This window comes from Thermococcus sp. Bubb.Bath (genome assembly GCF_012027595.1).
GTDB lineage: Archaea > Methanobacteriota_B > Thermococci > Thermococcales > Thermococcaceae > Thermococcus.
This window is the reverse complement of sequence record NZ_SNUR01000001.1, coordinates 713,111-731,782: the sequence shown is the minus strand read 5'-3', so window position 1 is coordinate 731,782 and position 18,672 is coordinate 713,111. Positions and strand designations below refer to the sequence as shown.

23 protein-coding genes and 1 riboswitch are annotated in these 18,672 nt (G+C 51.9%); of the genes, 9 read left to right on the top strand and 14 right to left on the bottom strand.

Features of this window, described 5'->3' with window-relative positions:
- Positions 1-42: 42 nt before the first annotated feature.
- Genes E3E29_RS04150 through E3E29_RS04135 form a run of 4 tightly spaced genes read left to right on the top strand, consistent with a single transcriptional unit; the run spans position 43 to position 3,020 of the window.
- Positions 43-594, top strand: a complete 552-nt coding sequence (locus E3E29_RS04150) for a hypothetical protein (RefSeq protein WP_167909585.1) — start codon at positions 43-45, stop codon at positions 592-594.
- A gap of 56 nt (positions 595-650) precedes the next feature.
- Entirely contained in the window at positions 651-1,541 is an 891-nt protein-coding gene (locus E3E29_RS04145) for a hypothetical protein (RefSeq protein ID WP_167909584.1), read from the top strand.
- Entirely contained in the window at positions 1,538-2,359 is an 822-nt protein-coding gene (locus tag E3E29_RS04140) for an ATP-binding cassette domain-containing protein (protein ID WP_167909583.1), read from the top strand. The genes E3E29_RS04145 and E3E29_RS04140 overlap by 4 nt, the downstream gene beginning before the upstream one ends.
- On the top strand, positions 2,337-3,020 hold the full coding sequence (locus E3E29_RS04135) for a hypothetical protein (protein WP_167909582.1): 684 nt from the start codon (positions 2,337-2,339) through the stop codon (positions 3,018-3,020). Before E3E29_RS04140 ends, E3E29_RS04135 begins: the two co-directional genes overlap by 23 nt.
- A 31-nt stretch (positions 3,021-3,051) precedes the next feature.
- Here E3E29_RS04135 and E3E29_RS04130 read toward each other — a convergent pair whose 3' ends face one another.
- Both E3E29_RS04130 and E3E29_RS04125 read right to left on the bottom strand, forming a co-directional pair.
- Positions 3,052-3,414, bottom strand: coding sequence for a hypothetical protein (locus E3E29_RS04130; protein WP_167909581.1), 363 nt, complete (start codon positions 3,412-3,414; stop codon positions 3,052-3,054).
- Between the two features lie 48 nt (positions 3,415-3,462).
- The gene (locus tag E3E29_RS04125; protein WP_167909580.1) at positions 3,463-4,467 is read right to left on the bottom strand and encodes a phosphorylating glyceraldehyde-3-phosphate dehydrogenase; all 1,005 of its coding nucleotides are present in this window, start codon (positions 4,465-4,467) and stop codon (positions 3,463-3,465) included.
- A 98-nt stretch (positions 4,468-4,565) separates the two neighbouring features.
- On the opposite strand from E3E29_RS04125, the gene E3E29_RS04120 reads away from it, so the two are divergent.
- Together E3E29_RS04120 and E3E29_RS04115 are read left to right on the top strand one after the other, a co-directional pair.
- Positions 4,566-4,721 carry a hypothetical protein gene (locus tag E3E29_RS04120; protein WP_167909579.1) on the top strand — a complete coding sequence of 52 codons (156 nt, stop codon included), beginning with the start codon at positions 4,566-4,568 and terminating at the stop codon, positions 4,719-4,721.
- A 139-nt stretch (positions 4,722-4,860) separates the two neighbouring features.
- Positions 4,861-5,688: a translation initiation factor IF-2B subunit alpha gene (locus tag E3E29_RS04115; RefSeq protein ID WP_167909897.1), complete on the top strand. Its 828-nt coding sequence runs from the start codon at positions 4,861-4,863 to the stop codon at positions 5,686-5,688.
- A 98-nt stretch (positions 5,689-5,786) separates the two neighbouring features.
- On the opposite strand, the gene E3E29_RS04110 is transcribed toward E3E29_RS04115, so the two are convergent.
- The 9 genes from E3E29_RS04110 to E3E29_RS04070 all read right to left on the bottom strand — a co-directional run bounded on the left by E3E29_RS04110 (position 5,787) and on the right by E3E29_RS04070 (position 11,689).
- On the bottom strand, positions 5,787-6,467 hold the full coding sequence (locus tag E3E29_RS04110; protein ID WP_167909578.1) for an aspartate/glutamate racemase family protein: 681 nt from the start codon (positions 6,465-6,467) through the stop codon (positions 5,787-5,789).
- Positions 6,468-6,543: 76 nt separating this feature from the next.
- Positions 6,544-7,758 (bottom strand): bifunctional phosphopantothenoylcysteine decarboxylase/phosphopantothenate--cysteine ligase CoaBC, encoded by a 1,215-nt coding sequence (gene coaBC, locus E3E29_RS04105; RefSeq protein ID WP_167909577.1) that lies wholly within the window; start codon positions 7,756-7,758, stop codon positions 6,544-6,546.
- Between the two features lie 66 nt (positions 7,759-7,824).
- Positions 7,825-8,310, bottom strand: a complete 486-nt coding sequence (locus E3E29_RS04100) for a hypothetical protein (protein ID WP_167909576.1) — start codon at positions 8,308-8,310, stop codon at positions 7,825-7,827.
- Between the two features lie 314 nt (positions 8,311-8,624).
- Entirely contained in the window at positions 8,625-9,008 is a 384-nt protein-coding gene (locus E3E29_RS04095; protein WP_167909575.1) for a DUF190 domain-containing protein, read from the bottom strand.
- 4 nt (positions 9,009-9,012) lie between these two features.
- Positions 9,013-9,384 (bottom strand): fluoride efflux transporter CrcB, encoded by a 372-nt coding sequence (gene crcB, locus E3E29_RS04090; protein ID WP_167909574.1) that lies wholly within the window; start codon positions 9,382-9,384, stop codon positions 9,013-9,015.
- A gap of 33 nt (positions 9,385-9,417) precedes the next feature.
- Complete coding sequence (locus E3E29_RS04085) at positions 9,418-9,840, bottom strand: hypothetical protein (RefSeq protein WP_167909573.1); 423 nt, start codon at positions 9,838-9,840, stop codon at positions 9,418-9,420.
- The gene (locus E3E29_RS04080) at positions 9,837-10,136 is read right to left on the bottom strand and encodes a hypothetical protein (protein WP_167909572.1); all 300 of its coding nucleotides are present in this window, start codon (positions 10,134-10,136) and stop codon (positions 9,837-9,839) included. Before E3E29_RS04080 ends, E3E29_RS04085 begins: the two co-directional genes overlap by 4 nt.
- Positions 10,127-10,813 carry a DUF6062 family protein gene (locus E3E29_RS04075; RefSeq protein ID WP_167909896.1) on the bottom strand — a complete coding sequence of 229 codons (687 nt, stop codon included), beginning with the start codon at positions 10,811-10,813 and terminating at the stop codon, positions 10,127-10,129. Before E3E29_RS04075 ends, E3E29_RS04080 begins: the two co-directional genes overlap by 10 nt.
- Positions 10,814-10,822: 9 nt before the next feature.
- On the bottom strand, positions 10,823-11,689 hold the full coding sequence (locus tag E3E29_RS04070) for a hypothetical protein (RefSeq protein WP_167909571.1): 867 nt from the start codon (positions 11,687-11,689) through the stop codon (positions 10,823-10,825).
- Positions 11,690-11,707: 18 nt separating this feature from the next.
- Positions 11,708-11,778, bottom strand: a riboswitch (Fluoride riboswitch).
- Between the two features lie 101 nt (positions 11,779-11,879).
- On the opposite strand from E3E29_RS04070, the gene E3E29_RS04065 reads away from it, so the two are divergent.
- The 3 genes from E3E29_RS04065 to E3E29_RS04055 are packed head-to-tail and all read left to right on the top strand — an operon-like array spanning position 11,880 to position 13,158.
- Positions 11,880-12,611 (top strand): arginase family protein, encoded by a 732-nt coding sequence (locus E3E29_RS04065; protein WP_167909570.1) that lies wholly within the window; start codon positions 11,880-11,882, stop codon positions 12,609-12,611.
- Positions 12,608-12,949, top strand: a complete 342-nt coding sequence (locus E3E29_RS04060) for an Sjogren's syndrome/scleroderma autoantigen 1 family protein (protein WP_167909569.1) — start codon at positions 12,608-12,610, stop codon at positions 12,947-12,949. Before E3E29_RS04065 ends, E3E29_RS04060 begins: the two co-directional genes overlap by 4 nt.
- Entirely contained in the window at positions 12,946-13,158 is a 213-nt protein-coding gene (locus tag E3E29_RS04055; RefSeq protein WP_167909568.1) for a helix-turn-helix domain-containing protein, read from the top strand. Before E3E29_RS04060 ends, E3E29_RS04055 begins: the two co-directional genes overlap by 4 nt.
- 172 nt (positions 13,159-13,330) lie before the next feature.
- On the opposite strand, the gene trmBL2 is transcribed toward E3E29_RS04055, so the two are convergent.
- The 3 genes from trmBL2 to E3E29_RS04040 all read right to left on the bottom strand — a co-directional run bounded on the left by trmBL2 (position 13,331) and on the right by E3E29_RS04040 (position 18,651).
- A complete protein-coding gene (gene trmBL2 / locus E3E29_RS04050) occupies positions 13,331-14,125 on the bottom strand; it encodes an HTH-type transcriptional regulator TrmBL2 (protein ID WP_167909567.1) in 795 nt (264 codons plus the stop codon).
- Positions 14,126-14,449: 324 nt separating this feature from the next.
- Positions 14,450-18,124, bottom strand: coding sequence for a reverse gyrase (gene rgy, locus E3E29_RS04045; RefSeq protein ID WP_167909566.1), 3,675 nt, complete (start codon positions 18,122-18,124; stop codon positions 14,450-14,452).
- A gap of 5 nt (positions 18,125-18,129) precedes the next feature.
- The gene (locus tag E3E29_RS04040; protein WP_167909895.1) at positions 18,130-18,651 is read right to left on the bottom strand and encodes an SWIM zinc finger domain-containing protein; all 522 of its coding nucleotides are present in this window, start codon (positions 18,649-18,651) and stop codon (positions 18,130-18,132) included.
- Positions 18,652-18,672 lie beyond the last annotated feature (21 nt).

The window sequence follows — 18,672 nt, the reverse complement described above, 5'->3', positions numbered from 1 at the left end:
GCACAATAACTCCATGCCCATCCACTGTAATGGGGGGGGCAAATGAGAAGATATGGAAAATACTTGGCAGGATTGTTTGTTGGGCTTGCCGTACTGGGGCTTTTGAGCCCGGCAGTCTCTGCAGGGACCCCCGGAAGTGTGACTCTGAAGATACAGCAGAAAACATGGTATGCTGAGGCGGATGTGTACGCTACCATATACTACACAGTCCAGACTGAACCCTATGGATTTATCGAATTTTCTCCTTTAGGAGAACCATACAACTATATCCACTTTGGGAGCCATTCAGGAACCAGTAGCAATGCATACTGGAAGTCAATGGATTCATCCACCTCAGAATATAAGCATCATGCATCGGGCTGGTGGCATTTAGACACATTGTGGGATTCCACAGACGGAACAATGGACATGTGGCTTTATATAGAGTACTCAGGCTCGTCTTTTATGAGTACAAAGAATATCCATGTGAACTCTATTGGAACACCTTACATTATGGTGAGGTATAACGTTGATGACAGTGGAGGCAATACTATAGCAGATAAGGCATATGACATTGCAGTGGGTGCAGTTGTTGACTATGTAGTTTCAGCTTAAAGTGATTAAGAATTTTTTATTTTTAAATTTTCTAGCGTAATCAAGGAGGTGGAAAGATGAATAAAAGAAAGGTTTACACCTTAACTGCCCTCATCTTCATTCTGCTAGCTACTGTGATTGTGGCGTACCCTGTAGTTGGGTATTACTTCGGCCAATACCGTGGCTCAAATCACAATCCCTATAAGCCCGGTTCCAGTTTTACATACGTTGGAGAACTTGTTACACGCACGTATGTTTATCACTTTGAGGTACTCCAAAATGGGAGCTACAACTTCACGGCGATACTTTACAGAGGAACCCCAAGTTATGGATACAGCTCAACTAAGAACCCTCCAAAGGACTGGAGATGGCCGTTTTTCACAACCAGGAGTAATGGTGAAATCAGAAAAATCTGTCAGGTCAACATGGTTCTGTCAAGAAATGACTCTCTTGTCAGGCTCTTCTTCCCCAGGGAAAATGTTTACATCCTCAACAAAACTCGCCCCATTGTGAAGCTTCCACCTCTGGGGGATAATGGGTATATAAACTGGTATTTCCTACCGCATTATGTGGGTTTTCCGAGGCTTTATGCTCCCTTAGGGCTTGAGCGTTTCAACAAGAGCCTCGCTATTAAGCTCAATTCATCTTTTTACTTCCCGATTGTGAGATATTTAAAAGGTGATGGGGGATATTATGCTCTCGGAGTCAGGCCTAGGGTTCCGCAGACGTTTGAACTCCTCCAGATAGGTAGAGTCTTTGGAAACTGCATAAACACTACCCCCCTTATATGGATGTACAAGGGGGATTTTCCGAATGTTCTCTTGGTCCGCACTAACGTTCAGCCGCTCTCCCAAGACTGGGTGAAGGCCTTTAAGTACAGCTTCACAAGCTATGTGGCCCCGGTGGACTACGTGCTTCTCCTTGCCGGCATAGTTCTCCTCATCCTCGCCGGGAGGGCGAAAGGATGAAGGTGGAAGTGGAGAACCTTGGGGTGAACTATGGGCCGGTTTGGGGTATAAGGGGCGTCAGCTTCAACGTGGAAGCGGACAGGCTCGCCATTGTCGGGCACAACGGGAGCGGCAAAACGACGCTCCTCTCCATTCTTTCCGGCTTGAGGAAGCCGACCGAGGGAAAGGCAACGATAAACGGCACTGAGCCCTACCTTCGGAAGGACAAATGGGTCGTCATCCGCTATTCCTTCGAAAAGCCCCAGTTCTCAATACCTGTGAGGGTTAGGGACCTCGTTGAGACGCTCATGGTTAACAGCAGGTGCCCCCACGTTGGCGACCTTGTTGATGCCCTGGGGATCGGCGAGTTCATGGATCACCGCCTTGATGGCCTCTCCAGCGGCCAAGCACAGCTTTGCAACCTTCTAATGGCCCTCTCCTGTGATGCCGATGTGGTGGTCCTCGACGAGCCCACTGCGCACCTCGACTCTTACAGGGCTGGCATCATCGATGACCTGCTCTCTAAGAGGAAGGGCCTTATACTGGCAACCCACGACCCGGAGGAGGGGGAGGCGGTGGCTGATCACTTCATCATTATGAAGGAGGGGAAACTTGTGTGGCAGGGAGACAGGAAGGACCTGTTCGCGGAGGGAATCTACGAGATAACGTTAACTGAGAAAGAGCTGGGGCTTCCTAAGGGTATACAAGTGGTTCACAGCTTTGGGGCAATAGTTGTTGCCAGAGCCGATGAGGAGCTTTTGAACGACCTCTTTAGAAAAGGAGTGATCGCGGGGTTTAAAAGGGCGGGGTTGCGCTATGCTTACGCGGAAAGCCGTTAGATGGTATATACGGGGCCTCTTCCCCCCTGCCGCGACGACTGTTCTTCTGCTCCTAATGTTCTTGGCTGCGGATTCATCGCTGAAGGCCATAAAGACGGACGGTATGGGTCAGTTCATAGCCCTTATGGAGTACATATTCCTTCCCATCTACGCCATCCTAATTGGTTCCCACGTGTTCAGGGATTCTAGAACCACGGTCTTTGAGCTCTCCATCTTCAACGGACCCCAGAGAGTCTTCCTTGGGCGCCTAGTTGTTGCCACCCTCGGTCTTCTCCCTGGAATCGTTGGCGTGGCCCTCCTAACTTGGTGGAGGGGTTACCCTCAGTTCCTCTCTCCCCTGCTCCTTAAGATCCCGGTCTACGTAGCCTTTATAGTGATCCTCATGGCTTATCTGGATTCCCTCGCTGGAACGCTGACTCTTTTCGTCCTCACGTCTGCCATACCAATGTCCTTCAGTGTCCTCCTAGGAAAACCCGGCGGTGGCAGTATTGATGCCCTGATGAGTAGCTTTGCCTATCTCTTTGCCACACTGACAACGGTAAAATACAGGGGTGCCCTCTCCATTGGGAGCATCACGGGCTACAGCCTGACCCTAGCAGTCTCAACGTTGCTTATATTGTGGGGATATTTCGCTTTCTCAAGGAAGGAGTTCGCGCCCTGAGCTTTTCTTTTTATAACTTCAAAAGGCGAACTCATCTGTACTTCAGAAAGGCCATGTAGAAGAAGGCCCCACCAGCGAGGGCAAGCCCGCCGGCGAAAACGTAGAGAAAAGCCTGCCCCTTATATCTGATTTTGACGTTGTAGCACCCGCTGTCAGGCAAATACGAGTAATCAAGGGGGATCCTGCGCAGGATAACGTTCTTACCGTAGGCAACGAAGGCATCGCCGCCCTCCCCAGAAACCCGGAGGAAACCGTCAGAGACGCTGACGTAGTAGTCGCCCAGCTTTCCGTGGGACCCCTCGCAGAATTTCCCACTGAGTGTCTGCCCGGGATAAACGAGGGCAAGAACCGCCAGCGCCAGTCCAAGCAGGAGAAGGTACTCTTCAGCTTCCATCTTCTATCAAAAAAGAAATTGGAAATGGGTTTAAAGACGTTTCTGAACTCACTTCAGAATCCCAAGGCTCCTGTTCGTCTTCCTTATGCTCTCCCACTTGTCGGCGAGCTCGAACATGGCCCTTATTGCGTCGACGTTCTCCGGAACGACATCGCTCTCCTGGTGGACGGCCTGGATGTAGAAGAGCCTGTTGCCCTTCACGCTTACGCTCTCCTTCCAGACAGCTATCTCGTAGAGGTTGTTCCACTCGCGGTGGAGGTCGCGGGCGAACTCTATGAGCTGGGCCGTGCTCTCGAAGCCCTTTTCCTTTTCGAAGAGGAGAACTCTGGTGGTGTTCTCGAAGATATCTATCACGTCTTCTCTCGTTATCGGCTTCTTGAGCTCGATCATAATGCTGTGGACGTGCATGAGGGTGGTGGGCACAGTGAAGGCCATCGTCTCGATGTTTATCGGGATAACCGTCTGCACGTCAGGCCCATGGTGGGAGGGAACGGTTACGCTGGGCGTTATAGCGTTGACCGGGCCGCGTTTGGAGTCGTTTGGGTCTGCGGCCCTTCTAATCATTACGGCGTAGACGTAGTCGATGTACTCCTGAAGGGCAGAGAGCGTCCTAGTCAAACCTGTCGTGTTGCAGGAAACCACCCTCACGTAGTCCTTTCCCAGGGCCTTTTCGTAGTTGGCCTGGGCCACGAAGGAGACCTCTGCCGTTGAAGCCTTCTCCCCACCCTCAAAAACCGCCTTAACGCCGGCTTTTTCGTAGAGGGCCTTGTTTTTGGCCCCCATTCCTCCAGGGGTGGCGTCAACGATGACGTCGACCTTCTCTAAGAGGTCATTAAGCGTTCCGGCCACTTCGAAGCCGGTCTTTTCAAAACGCGGGAGGAACTCCTCGCTCGCGGCGTAGACTGGAATTCCGAGCTCCTTAGCTCGGTAAGCCTCGAAGTCAGGTTTCGTCTTTGTTACCCCGATGAGCTCCATATCGTCCTGCCTTGAGACCGCGTAGGCCACGCGCTTTCCAATCGTGCCATAACCGTTGACACCGACCTTGACCTTCATGGAATCACCGGGAATTTTACAGCGATAAAATACTTAAGCCTTGTTTTCACTGAGGGTGAAAAAGGGAAGGTTTTTATGAAGTTTGCCCTAAATATAAAATGGGGGTGAAGCCCGTGAAGAAAAAGAGGTATCTCACCCGCCCCCTGATTCTGCCCGGTGAGGTAGTGTCCCAGCTGGATCCTTTCAACAGGCAGTTCTTCGAGTGGGATGAGCTTAAGAAGGTCCGGAAGAGGGGCCTGAAGTCTTCTCTGTGACCGTCATCTTCTCATCTGTTGACCGCGAAAGCTTCCCTTGTTTCAGTCAGTCCGGATGCTCGTGCTGACGTGGCGAAAGAGTGATAAAGGGGAGCCATCTTGGATTATTGGGCTCTAATTAAGGTGTGTGGTGTTGGTCATGCTTCCACGGGAAGTCCTTTCGGTACTAGAGGAGATGCGCTCAGAGCGCATAAGGGGAGCGAGCTGGCTCGCAATGAAAGGCGCGGAGGCGTACATAGCCCTCGCGGAGACTTTTGAAGGAGAGGAGCTGGAAGAGGCAGTCAAGGAGATGAAAACAGAGGTTCCCTCTGTTAACAGGACGATGGCCTCCCTCTACAACCTCGCTCGATTTATCCCGGTAACCGGAGACCCTGCGGTGGTGCGGGCGAAGGCGGAGGAGTTCATAAAACTGGCCGAGGAGGCCAAAAGGGAAATCGGAAACATTGGAAGCGAGCTCATAGACGAAAACGAGGTAGTGATAACCCACTCCTTCTCCTCGGCCGTTCTTGAGGTCTTTAAATCCGCCCGGAGGAATGGAAAGAGGTTCAGAGTCATCCTAACCGAGAGTGCTCCCGACTATGAGGGGATAGCCCTGGCAAACGAGCTCCACTCCCTGGGCATACCCCACGAGGTCATCACAGACGCTCAGCTCGGTCTCTTTGCCAAAAATGCAACCCTAGCCCTCGTTGGGGCCGATAATATAGCCCGAGATGGGGCTATCTTTAACAAGGCGGGAACGTACCCTCTAGCCCTCGCCTGTCACGACGTCGGGGTACCTTTCTATGCCGCCGCGGAGAGCTTCAAACTTCACCCTGAGCTCACGAGTGATGAGGTTGAGATAGTTGAGAGGCCGTACACGAGGCAGGGTTACAAGATAAGGAACTTCATCTTCGACGTGACTCCTTGGAGGTACGTCCGCGGGATAATCACGGAGTTTGGAGTGCTCGTCCCACCCAAGGAGATTTGACCGGTTTGCAGTACTTGTCTGCTTCACTTCATGTCGAGAGAGCCCATCTTAGGAAACCAATTGGAGAAATTAAGAGAAACCTAGAATAAAGTCGAGCCTCATTCCGCAGCGAGTTCGATGAGCTTCCTCATGTGGATCGCGGCAGTGTCAAAGACCTCAACTGAGACATCTCCAGGCTTGATAGCAAGCGGTAGCTCTGTGCAGCCGAGGATGACTCCCTCTATCCCATTCTCCCTCGCATACTTCTCAACGAGTTCTACGAGGTAGGGCTTACTCTCCAGGTTCTCAAAGGAAAGCTCGCTGAAGATGATTCCGTCAACCCTTTCAATCTCTTCCTCGTTCGGAACGATGACCTCAAAGCCCGCCTCTTTGAGGGCATTCTTGTAAAAGTCGGCGGTCATGGTCGTCTTGGTTCCAAGGAGAAGAACCTTCTTAACACCTCTGTGCCTCATCTCCTCGATCAGGGCGTCGATTATACTCACCATCTGCACGTTTACAGCTTTCTGGACCTGGGGGAAGACTATATGCGGTGTGTTGGCGGACATGGCTATTAGCTCTGCCCCAGCTCTCTCAAGGGCCTTTGCCGCGTTTATGAGGATTTCCGTTCTGCCCTCCCAGCCGCGCGGGTTGTTCTGGAACTCCTTGAAGTTAATTGAGTATATTATCAGCTCCGGGAACGTGAAGGGACCGAACTTCTCCCTGCTGATCTTGATGTAGTTCTGATAGTAGTAGCAGGTGGATTCCGGGGTGGTTCCGCCGATTATTCCTATCTTCTTCACAGAGAATCACCGAAGGTTGATAAACCCCGGAAATTATGAAGCTTTCGGAAATTTGAAATTTAAAGGTAAGAACGGTTCACGATAGAAGTGGGATTATCTCATCCCACAATCGTTCGGCCAGCTCTCTTTTCTCCATCCTTGGGAGTTTTTTCACAGAAGCCCTGCCCACGAGCATAACCTCGTTCTCCTCGCTTCCAAAGGCACTAAGAGTGTTGGCGACTACCAAATCGCTCCCGGCGCGCTCTATCTGCTTCCTGGCCGCTTTGAGAAGCTCCTCCTCGCTCAGCCCGGTCTCTGCCTTGAAGCCAACGAGGAAGACGGCGGGCTGGAGAGCCTTCACGCGGTCAATTATCTTCGGGGTCGGCTCGAGCTCGAGGGTTAACGGCTTTCCGCTCTTTATCTTGGCGGCTGCCTTATCCTTAACGCGGAAGTCACTGACGGCAGCCGCTAGGATAACGATATCGTATTTTTTGCTTTTCAGTTCGTTCTCTATCGCTTCCAGCATCTCCTCGACGGTCTCGACTTCAATCTGGTTCTCCACAAGGCTCGGCACGCTTCCCTTAGTTTTGATGAGGGTTACCTCTGCCCCTCTGAGTTCGGCCTCCTCAGCTATGGCAACGCCCATCTTCCCGCTGCTTGCGTTGGTTATGTAGCGTATCGGGTCTATGTACTCTCTTGTTGCGCCGGCCGTGACGAGAATGTGCTTCCCGGCAAGGTCCTTCTTGTGGAGCTTCCGTATAACATGGTAGGTTATCTCCTCGATTGAGGCCACTTTTGCCTTGCCCTCCTCAAATCTCGGCTGGATGAACTCTACACCCAGTTTCTTCAGCTTCTCAATGTTCTCTTTCACAATAGGGTGGTCGTACATCGTTGAATGCATCGCTGGGGCTATCATTATTGGAGTGTGAGCGAAGGCTGTCGTAACAACGGTTGTAACTGGCGTATCGTCGATTCCACAGGCGATTTTTGAGATGGTGTTTGCCGTCGCTGGGCAGACTAGGACGAGGTCAGCTTTGTTCTCGTGCTCTCCCGCGAGCTCGACGTGTTCGATGAAGCCCGTGATTTCTGTAACGATGGGGTTTCCGGTGGCGAACTCCATAGCGTACGGATGGATTATCTTTTGTGCGTTCTCGCTCATCACCGCGTGAACCTCGGCACCGTGCCGTATCAACTCCCTCGCGAGCTTGACGCATTCGACCGCGGCTATACTTCCAGGAATGGCTAGAACGATTTTTTTGCCAACGAGCTTCCTGCTTTTGGTCGCGTAGATGAGTTTAACGTGGTGGAGCATGATATCACCAGAAGAGAATAGTGTAAAAAGATTTTAAGGTTACCTAAAAGGTCATTCTAAAGTCGCTTAGACTGCAGTGGTCAGCATTATCTTTGTCATTTTGTTGCTCTGGAGGATTTTCGTCTTCATAGGGTCTCTGAAATCAAAGGGGCCGAGCTTTGTGTGCAATATTGCGCTGATTACTTCCTCAGGGCAGTCCTTTTCGGTTATAAGCTCTATTCTGGAAGGAACATGGGCGTTGAAATCGAACTCCATTATGAGGGCTAATGGGTAAACGACACCATCTACATTTATAACGTTGATGAAGGCCTGATCCACCTTTATCTCCGCAAGACCGTCTTTTACGATGCTTATTTCAAGCGGTCCCCTGACTACTTCTGCAATATCCAGAATGACCTGCTCCATCTCAAAGTCCGGGACCACGACGCGGAGGGCTACAGTACCCCTGTCCTCATTGTAGAGGACCCACTTTGTGAATAATTCCGCGGACATGAATCTCTCCATCACACCATTGAGTTCCTTTAAAGGTAACTCGAAGTCGAGCTCGACCATCGAGATCACCGCATTTTGCACGCTTATTCACTCATCTAGAAACAGATTTGCATATCAGTCTTATTAGGTTTTCGGCATGGTTTCAATTGGGTACGGGTCAAGTTAAAAATAAAACTGCAAACAATTTGAGGGGTTATTCCATCCCGGAGGGTCGGTGATTACAGCTCTGATTCTATCCCTTATTGTACAACCGGGGTGCCGCCCGCTTGTTATATTCTAGGCCCCTCATGATATATAAACTTTTCGCAAAAAATTGTGGTTGATACAATAGAATACTGGAAAATCTATATCTAAATAGAAAATTTACAACAAAATCATTCCTCCTCCCTGACGGCGTCTTCCTCGAACTTCTTGACCTCCTCCTGCGTTCCGACCCACACCACGATGACGGGCTCAACCGTGATGAGTCCGTCTCTTATCATAGGTTTTATCTCACAGATGGCTTTCTCTATCTTGTAGCCCCTATCAACGACCTCTATCACAACAGGCAGGTCTGTGGAGAGCCTCATCACATCGCTGGAGTGAACACGGCTCTTCTTCCCGAAGCCGTAGATGCCACGGTAAACGGTCACTCCGGCCATTCCTATCTCACGGAGCTTTTCAACTATCGCCTTGTAAAGGGGCTTTCCATCACAGCGGTCGTTCTCGCCGATGTATATTTTCAGCCGGAGCGTGTTCCAGTGCTCGACCTCAACCATGGTTTCACCTCCGGGCCAGCATGAAGCCCGCGAATACTAGGAGGATCGTGATTATAACGTTTGCTAGGATGTTAAGGGTGGCCATCAGATACTCCCTCTCGAGGAGGAGAGAGAAAGTTTCATAGGAGAAAGTTGAAAACGTGCTCAAAGCGCCACAGAATCCCGTCCCGAAAAAGGCCCTCCAGTCTGGGGGAACGTCAAAGCCCCAGAAGAGGAGGCCGTAGATGTAGCCCAGGATTAGGCTGGCTATACTGTTCACCATTAAAGTTCCAACAGGGAATTCACCGTAGACCGGAAGCAGGCCGGAGATATAAAATCTAAAAAGGGCCCCCAATGCACCGCCCAGTGCTATTGCGAGTGCTATCCTGCCGTTCACCCTACCACCATCGGAGCCCGGTTTGTTTTCTTTTTAATCCTTGCCCTCGAATGATAAGTAGTAATGGATGAGCCGCTCAATTTCGGAGAAGTCCCTCTCTGGCTTTCCAAGCATTTTTCTCAAGCGTTTGTTCTCGGCGATCATCCCCGAAAGCTGGATTGCGAGGTTCTGGTTGTCCATCGCGAGGTAGTATGTTGTGAATTTCAATGGCGACCACTTTCCTTCGAGTTCGTAGAGCTCCCGTTCCAGCGCGGATATTTCTTCCTCAAGTTCCTTGAATTCCTCCGCGCTTTCCTCTCTTTTCTCGATGTAACCGTGGAGGAGGATTATCCTGAGAGTTTCATCAACTCTAAACCCATAGCGCTTTGATAGCTCTTCGATTCTCTCGAACGTTTCGTCTGGTATTTTGAACGTTACTTTCCTCCAACTCCCCTTTGACCTGAGGGTTATTTTCATATCCTGTCCCCCAGCTCTTTTCTTAGCTTCCGATTCTCCTCGCTTAGCTCTTTTCTAAAGACCATCAGAAGTTCCTTGTCACGTCTGGCCTTTCTCTCGAACTCGGTCATCTCCTCGTACAGCTTCCTCATTTCCTCTAGCTTCTTCTTCAGTCTGTCCCTGTGCTCCCGCAGGTATTCGAGCTTGAGCTCCTTTAAAGTCCTCTCTAGTCCTTTCAGGTCGTTGAACCTCCTCTCGATTTCGCGCTTATTCCTCTTCACTGCTTCAAGATCCTCCGGCGACAGAGTTATCTCCACGGTAAGAACCCCCTCTTTTTCTCCTGGTGCTCCCGAATGGTTGCCCCAGTTTCAAGGCCTTTCAGGGCTTCTACCGTCAGGGGTAGGGAGGATGCCTCTTCCTTCGTTGGCTCCTTCTCTGCCCTGTAATCGAACTTGTTTATGAAGGAATTTATCCGTTTCTGGAGGCCTTTTAGTTTTTCTATTTGGATTTTCCGGAGTCTGTCCGCGGTTTCTGGGTCTCTCTGGCCGACCTCCCGGAGAAGCATCTCGTAGTGCCTCTTACAGAGGATTGAGCTCGATTTCTCGTACTCTGGGAGCAGCTCTTCAATCCTCTCCGCAAACGCCTCTACCGTGTCCTTCTCCTTCTGCTGAACGAGGTCGCAGAGGAAACACTCTCCCTCGTCCAGGGGCTTTCTCTCCTCCAGGGAGGTGATGTAGCGTGAGAGGATGCTCTCGTAGATTATCGCTACCCCAAGGGGTCCGAGGAGGGGCTCCGAGTACGCTTTTTTGAGCGTCTTCCAGGCGTGGTACGTGCAGAGGCCCAGGCTCTCCTGGAATTTTTTCCTGACCTCCGGGTCGTTCACGTGCTCGTAGAGGATGGTGTCTATCTGCGATTCCTCGTAGGAGCGCAGGATCCTGCACACCGGGCATCCTTCGTTCATGGCTTCCTTCAAATAGATTCCTATTAAGTCCATAGGGATCACTCAGAGGTGCCTCATCATTGATTCAATCACTGCGAGTGCCCTATACGTGTTCTGGAAGTTGGATATTCCCAGCTCAAGGCTCCTCCTGAAACCGCCGTTTGAGTTCTGAAGCTGGCGGATGAACCAGATGTGCCTTTTCGGGCAGGTTGGCCTCTCATCCTGAAGTTCAAGCCCCCTGGTAGCGTAGAAGGTCGGCTCAAGATACGGCGGGAGGCTGTATGGAACTTCCGTGAAGCCGCCCCAGTCGCCGCAGAGCTCGCAGTTCCTGAAGTGGGGGCTCTTGGGTGGACGGTAACCGAGCGTGTGGAGCGTGAAAAGTGCCTGGTACGTCATAGTGGTCGTTGGGTGTTTTACACCGTATCCGGTTCCCATCCTGAACTTCATAACGAAGGCTCGTATTTTCTCCTTCTCTTCTTCACTTATCGGCTGGCCGATGGCCTTGAACGCCTTGACGACCCAGTATGTGGCCTCCAGCGGTGTTGCAGTGCCGAACTCCTCGCTCCCCCCGAGGCCGACTGCGAACTTGCCCTCAAGGGGGTTGTACTTTGTGTAGACTATGTCCACGTGCTCCCTGGCAACGTCATCTGCCCCCAGTATTGCAAGGGCCTCAAGGGCCATCGCTATTGCAACAACGGCTGTCTGTGGCTGAATTGTTCCTTCGAGGAACTCTATTGTCTTCTCCTTCTCAGGAACTTCGAGCCCCAAGAGGTCGTGGATTTTGACGGCGTAGTAGGTGTCGTTAACGTTGGTGTCATCCAAAACACTGACGAAGCAGTATCCACCGTCCTCGTGGCGGCGCTTCTCAACGTAATCGAGAACCCTATCTATATTCACAAAGCGTCCGAACTCTCCAAGCTTCGAGCCCATTCTACCGCCTCCATCAGCTGTAGAACAGGCGTCATCAGCCATTAAGGCGATTTGGCCGGAGCCAGGCGGACGCCATCGCCCTTTTTAGTTGATTGGTCTGCTTTAAAAATATTCCCGTTCAAAAAGTTCCATCGATGCTCAGCCCCATAAGGATTTTAAAATCCCTCAACTATGACATTCCGGTGATAAAATGGTAACTCTCATCCCGTTCGGCGAGAAACCAAACCGCGAGGGTGTCCACTACGCCAGAAAGCTGCTTGAAAAGGAAGGGCTTTTAGGGGAGGACGTTAATATAGTGGATGCTAGGAACCCTGAGACCCTCAGTAGACTGGTCCCCTCTGACTGCTGCTACGTAATCGGGGAACATCTGGCTACATACTCCATAGTCGGAAAGCTCCGGCCCGCGTCCCTCATCAGCGTTGATGCTCACACGGATTTGATGCACGACTACCTCGATCACGGCTCGTGGCTTGCCTACTCACTTGAGGAGCACAGGGTTGAAAGGGCGGCAGTCATTGCCCCCGTCCTCATGATACCCACCACGAAGAGGACGGAGCTCTGGACGAGACGAGTGCGTATTTATCCCGCCCTCCCAAGAACAAGGAAGACCCCTCGCGGATGGAAATCTTATCTCAACCTTGCCAATCACGGCGTTGACGGCGTCGTTGAGGATGCGAGGGAATACCTTGGAGGGGATGTGTACCTGACTGTTGACCTGGACGTTCTCAGGCCGGAGTACAGGATTGCTAGGTTTCAGCACGGTGAATTGACCCTTGATGAACTTTTGGAGCTCCTTGAGAGGGTTACGAAAGCGTTCAACGTGGTGGCCTTCGATGTGGCGGAGGTTTCGGACAGGATAAAGCGCTCCAGACTTGGGAAGGAAGCGCTGATTGAGGTTTTCCGGCTTCTGATGGAGGGATGAACGTGAAAGGGCCCACCGACGAGGAGATAAGGAACGTCATAACGCCCCTAATGCTCTCCGGAGCCAAGATGCTGGACAGGCACTGCCCTGTATGCGGCTCACCCCTCTTCGAAAAGGACGGGAAGGTTTTCTGCCCAGTCTGCGAGTACAGGGCCAAGAATAAGCGCGACTCCATTGCAGATAGGAACGTTGATGTAGAGGCAGCCCTCTGGGCGAAACTGGCGGAGCTGGCATCGGCCCTTCCGAGTGATGTGAATGCCCTTGAGAAACACTTAAGTGCAATGGAGAAGATAATAGAACTGATATTGAAGTATCGGGCATTGGAGGGAGGAGAATGAAGAACGTCAAGGTTTTGGAGGCACTTGAGGATGGGGAGAAGACCATTGAGGAGATAGCTGAAAAGACAGGGATCGACCCCATGGAAGTCAGGAGGTACCTGCTCCGTTTCTCCGAGCAGGGAAAGGTGGAGAGCTTTGAAAAAGAGGACAAAATCTACTGGAAGATAAAGGAGAAGAAGCCAGAGGAAGACGAGTTCAAGTACGTCTGATTTCTTCCCTTTGAATTTTCTATGCTTTTGTTCGTAATGGTCAAAGCTCGCGGGGTTCTAATTGCCGTTAAAGATGTTAAATTGGTTCGAGGAACCAATAAGCGCTTTGAAGCCTTTCGGAAGAATTTTGTAGAACGGAATGGAAAACAGAAGGGACAACAAAAAGAGAAGGTCAGAGCTTCTTGGCCTTCTCCCAGTACTCATTGAACTTGCCCTCAAAGAGGTTCCTGACCCTGAAGTCCCTTATCCATATCTGGGTCTCGTAGTTGAAGTAGCGAGCGGCCATGTCCTCGAGGGCAAAGAATACCTCGTCGTCGCAAATGAGCATCGGAAGCTCGAACTTGTCGAGAACCTTGAGCTCGATCTTGCCCTTCTTGCCGTAGTCGATGAGCTTCGAGGTCTTTATCCTCGGAAGGAGGTTCTCGGCCACTATTATCTTAACGGCGACGCCCCTGTCGGCGGCTGAGATTATCTCCTTCTCCAGGTTAGCTGCTATGTAACCATCGTCGGCGAGGAGTATCTTCTCCTTGACGTCTTCGAACATCTCCCTGGTCTTGAGAGTGGCGTTCCTTATTCCGCGGACGACCCATACCCTCTCGACACCGTACTTCGGAATCTCGGTCTCGATGAGCGGGTTCATGAGCTCAAGGAGCTCTTCCTTGGCCTTCTTCTTGAGTTCAAGCTCTTCCTTGATGCGCTCCTGCCACTCCTCGATGAACTTCTCGAGGATGTTCTCCGGGTGGACGGGCCTGTACTTGTTGACCTTACCGGGCTGGCTAATGGCGAATCCTTTCTTCTCGAGGCTCCTGAGAACGTCGTAGGTTCTCGGCGCCGGAACCTCAGAGACGCTGGCCAGTTCTGCCGGTGTCAGAACTCCGAACCCCACGAGTGCCACGTACGCCCTTGCCTCGTAGAGGTTCAACTCAAAGTGCTCCTGGAGGAGCTCCACCATCCTATCCTTCACCATATTACCACCACCATGTCCTTCTTACTATCTTATCTGCTAAAGGGCATATAAGTTTTTTCCTTCAGACGAAGGGTGTGTCTCCCGACACGTGCACAATAAATTCAATAACTTCTGAACCTCCTACTGGAAGTGCATGTGTATACAACACCCTTACCACCAGCTGAATTTTAAACCTTTCGATGGATGTTAAAACCGCCCGTCCATATCCACAAATACCTATGTAAGGTGGTGATAGGAGTAACTGGGAGTTGCTCAATACGCGGGCATATCCGCTAACGTCGCTTCCCTGCGAAATCGAAGGTAAACAAGCATGTAGAAATGGGGTCAGGAGGGGCCGCCGAACTCCTTCTTGAGCTCGGCGTAGAGTTCCCTCAGAACCTCCGTGTAGTCCAGTTTCCCGTTCTCTATGAGGTCCATCTTCTCCTCAAGCTCTCTTGTCTTTTCTTCACTCACCATATCACGGTATTTGCTCATCAGGTAGTGGTAGACCCTTATACCCTTCTCCGTCGGGAACAGCTTCTTTCTTCCCCTGCTCTCCATGACGTAGAAGCGCTGCAGGAGGGTCTGAACTATCTTGGAGTAGGTTGACGGTCTTCCTATCTTCCTCTCCTTCATCAGAGAGATTATGTCGCCCTGGGTGTAGAGGGAAACCTTCGGCGCCTTCCACTTCTTAGTATCGACAACCCTGAGTTTTGCCCCCTCTTCAAGGCGCGGGAGCTGCCTCATGGGTGGGGAGCGCAGCCTCGTCCATCCATCCTTGAGGATTTCCACGTAACCCTCTATCTCCGTGGACGCGACGATCGCATCTATCACTGCCCTCTCGTAGAGCACCTCCGCAGGTGGCATCTGACTCGTCATGAACCTGCGGAATATCATGTCGTACAGACGGTAGTGGTTCCTGGTCAAGTTCTTGGAGAGCTGGATTACTCCATCCCTGACCAGCTGCATGAGCCTTCCAGTATCTATCGGCCTTGTCGGCCTTATGGCCTCGTGGGCGCCTTCCTCTCCCCAGGGGCGGGGTTTGAAGTACTCCTCCCCAATCTCCTGGGTGATGTACTCCTTGGCGACCTCGATTCCCGTGTTGCTGACGTGAGTCGAATCGGTGCGGTGGTATGAGATCAGGCCCATTTCGAAGAGGTCTTGGGCTAATCTCATCGTTTCCGGTGCCGAAAGCTTCAGGAACGTGGAAGCGTCCCGCAGCATAGTGTCCGTTGTGTACGGCGGGTTCGGCTTGAGCTCCCTTTCCTCAAGGGAGACTTCCTTCACCACAACGTACTCTGGGGGCTCCACTTTTTTGCCGTCCTTCCCTACATCGAGCGTTACCCTGAGGTCGTTCTCAAGCGTCAGGCCGAGGTAGTAGGTCTCGCTGTCCACGAACTCCTGATAGCGCTGGATTATCCACCCCAGAACCGGCGTTTGGACCCTGCCAGCTGAGAAGTTCCTATCCTCAAAAACGCGCTGGAGTTCCTGGCTGAGTTCGAAGCCTATCCAGCGGTCTTCTATCCTTCTCACAATTTGGGCGTCTACCCTGCCCTCGTTTATGTCCCTCGCTTCCCTTATGGCCTTCATTATCGCGGGCCTCGTGACCTCGTGGAACTCTATCCTCTTGATGTTGGGGGTGTACGGTGAGAGGACGTTCCTTATGTCCCAGGCTATCTTTTCACCCTCCGTGTCCGGGTCGGTGGCTATTAGAATCTCGTCGACCTCCTGGGCCAGCTCGCGCATCGCCCTGACGTTGTCTATGGCGTCGCGGACGTTCGTGCTTCCGCAGCGCGGGCAGACACCTTTATTCTCCCAGTCAACAAACTGATGTCCGCAGTCCCTGCACCTCTTTATCGTGCCGTATATCGGGATGAACCTTATTGAACTGTCCTCTTCCTCGACTTTCACACCGTGATAGCCCTCACTGGTCACCAGGTCGAACATGTGTCCGCCGCTCGCCAGAATCGTCAACATCCTGTCTCCAACGCTCACCTCGTACGCCACCAGCTCCCCTATTCTCGTCTTGCTTGGCTGGCCGAAGAAGTTGGCTATCGTCCTTGCCTTGTTCGGACTCTCGACTATCATGAGGGCAGATTTGACGAGGTCTTTGACCTTCGCGCTTATCTTGCCCTCCATGACGAGGCGAACCTTCTCCCTGTCCTCATCTATCCCCCTCAGGAGCTTCTCAAGGTCGAGTTCATCGAATGGAATCATCTTAAACTCTTGGAAGCGCCAGCGCATCTGCCTGACGAGGCCGTTGAAGACCTTCTCGTTGTCCACCATCAGGACGCTGAGGCCCTTTGTTATTCCGCCCGCGAAGAGCCTGCTCGTTCTCCCCGTTGCCTGGATGTACGTCCTCACGTCGGGGATTTCTATGTACCACTTCCCTTCCTCTTCCTTCAGGCTGATGAAGGGGTCTTCCGCGAGTTTCTTGAGGACTTCCTCATCCTTGAGGGAGCTGCGCAGGAACTCCACGAGCTCGCGGAAGACGTCCAGAACGTGGTTGTGGAACTCGTTCTCTATTGGAAGGCCCTCAGCGAGGGCTTCCTCTATCTTCATGAGCTCGAACTGGGGTATGTTCCGGATAAGCCTCCTCAACCTTGCGTGGAGCTTTTCGGCCTTCTTCCTGTCCTCGTCGCTCAGGAAGTCCATTATCTCGCTCAACAATCCAAGAGCGCGGTAGATAGTGGGTCTCTCAAGGTCTATAGAAAACCTGAACTTTGGAACGCCTGTGAAGACGGCGTAGCGTATCAAATGTGGCATGTCAAGCCCCCTGACAAGGGAGCCGTAGTACGTGGCAGAGCCGATGAGGTAGTCTGCTTCACCGCTCTCAAACCTCTCAAAGGACTTCTTGTTCTTTGAACTTACGAGTTCAATCCTAAAACCGCGCTCGCGGAGATAGTTTGCGAGCTCCTCGGCGAACGCCAGCCCTTGGTCTATTGGGGTGAATATTATTCCTCCCTTTCCAAGTTTGAGGAGCAGGGACTCAAGGGTTTCTTTTATGTCTCCTTCGAGCTTTACGTAGCTGTCAACCACGTTTCTCAGGGCGTTTCTACCGCTCCCAACCTCAAAGCCGAGTAACTCGCGGTAGAGCTTTATCCTGTCGCCCCTCGCGCTCCCGGTTGCGGAGGCTATGATCATGATTCCAAGGTCGTTCTCGCGCTTGAACTTCTCTATCTCGCGCTGGAGCTCCGCTATCTTGACGTTGAGCTCCTTCAGCTTCTCGTCCCTGTCCTGGGCGCGGCCGTTCAGATAGCGCGACATCTCACGCTTGAGCTTGATTATCTCCCAGGCCTTGCCTATTACCTCATCGTTGAAGCCCAGGAGGTAGAGCGAGCGGTCTATGTTCTTACTCGCCTTGAGGAACGCATCAACGTCGTCAACGAATATGAAATCGAAGTGCTTCCCCTTCAGCTTCTCCTCAAAGTTCCGAGCCATCCACTGGGCGCTGGTTACCAGCATTGAGTAGTCGCTGGAGTCGATTTTGGCGAGCATCTCCTCCTTCTCCTTCTTCCGGAGGTTTCCATGGTAGTAGGCCAGGTTTATCTCGATGCCAGCCCTCTCAGCCAGCTTCTGGATTTTCTTAACTGTCTGGATAACGAGCTGGGTCGTTGGGACAACGAGGTAGCTCTTCTTCCCGTTGAGGGCGTGCCAGACGGCCATAAATGCTCCAAACGTGCTCTTTCCCATTCCAGTGGGGGCTATGATAGAAAAGCTCCTCCCTTTTAGAAGCCTTTTTACCCACGTTCTCTGGGCACTCCAGAACCTGAAGCCGGTCGCCTCCTCAAAAAACTCCTCGACGTCCCTCAAGCCTTTCTCTATCGAATATAATCTCTCCCACTCCTTTAACCTGCCCTCCCTCTTCAGGGCTTCCCTCACCGCAGAAACGAGCTCAAAATAGCCGTCCATGATGACCGGTTCCTTCAGACAGTCATCGCAGGGATTCTTCATATAGAGCCTCTCATCGGGTACCCTTTCGCCGCAGTTGGGACACATCTCCAGGTAGATTGCCTTCATCCCGCTCACCCTTCCTCTCTAGAGCGTTTATTTAGAAGGAGGTTAATTCTTGATTTAAGCCTTTCCGTGAGGTTGTAATCAGGAAAGAGAGAGGAGTATTCTTCCATTGCGTCCTCTAGAACGGGGATTTTTCTCCAGGATTTGGTCCGCTCCACGAGGTCGGTGGCTCGTAGCAAGAGCATGGCCGCGGTGCTCCCGCTCTCGTCAGTTTCCAGAGCGTGTCTAAGCTCCTTCAGGGTAACTTCCAGCCCCAGCTCCGGGACTTCGTTGAGCATAGAAAGCGCACACGCCTCCGGAAACATCCCGCCATCGGGACAGTCGAAGTAAAAACCGCGCTCGTATGCGAGCTTTGTAGCTTTTACATGTTCGCAGTTGCCCCCCGAAGGGCAGGTGCAGATGTTTTCACCGGTTTTGAGGTTAATCCGAACGTAATATGGATAATCGTTCAGAACCTTGGCGTGGAGTTCTTCCCCGCTCTTAACCACCCAGAGAACCCTTCCAGAAAGGTAAAGGGCTTCGCCGTCCATCTTATCCACGGTCCCGCCGGC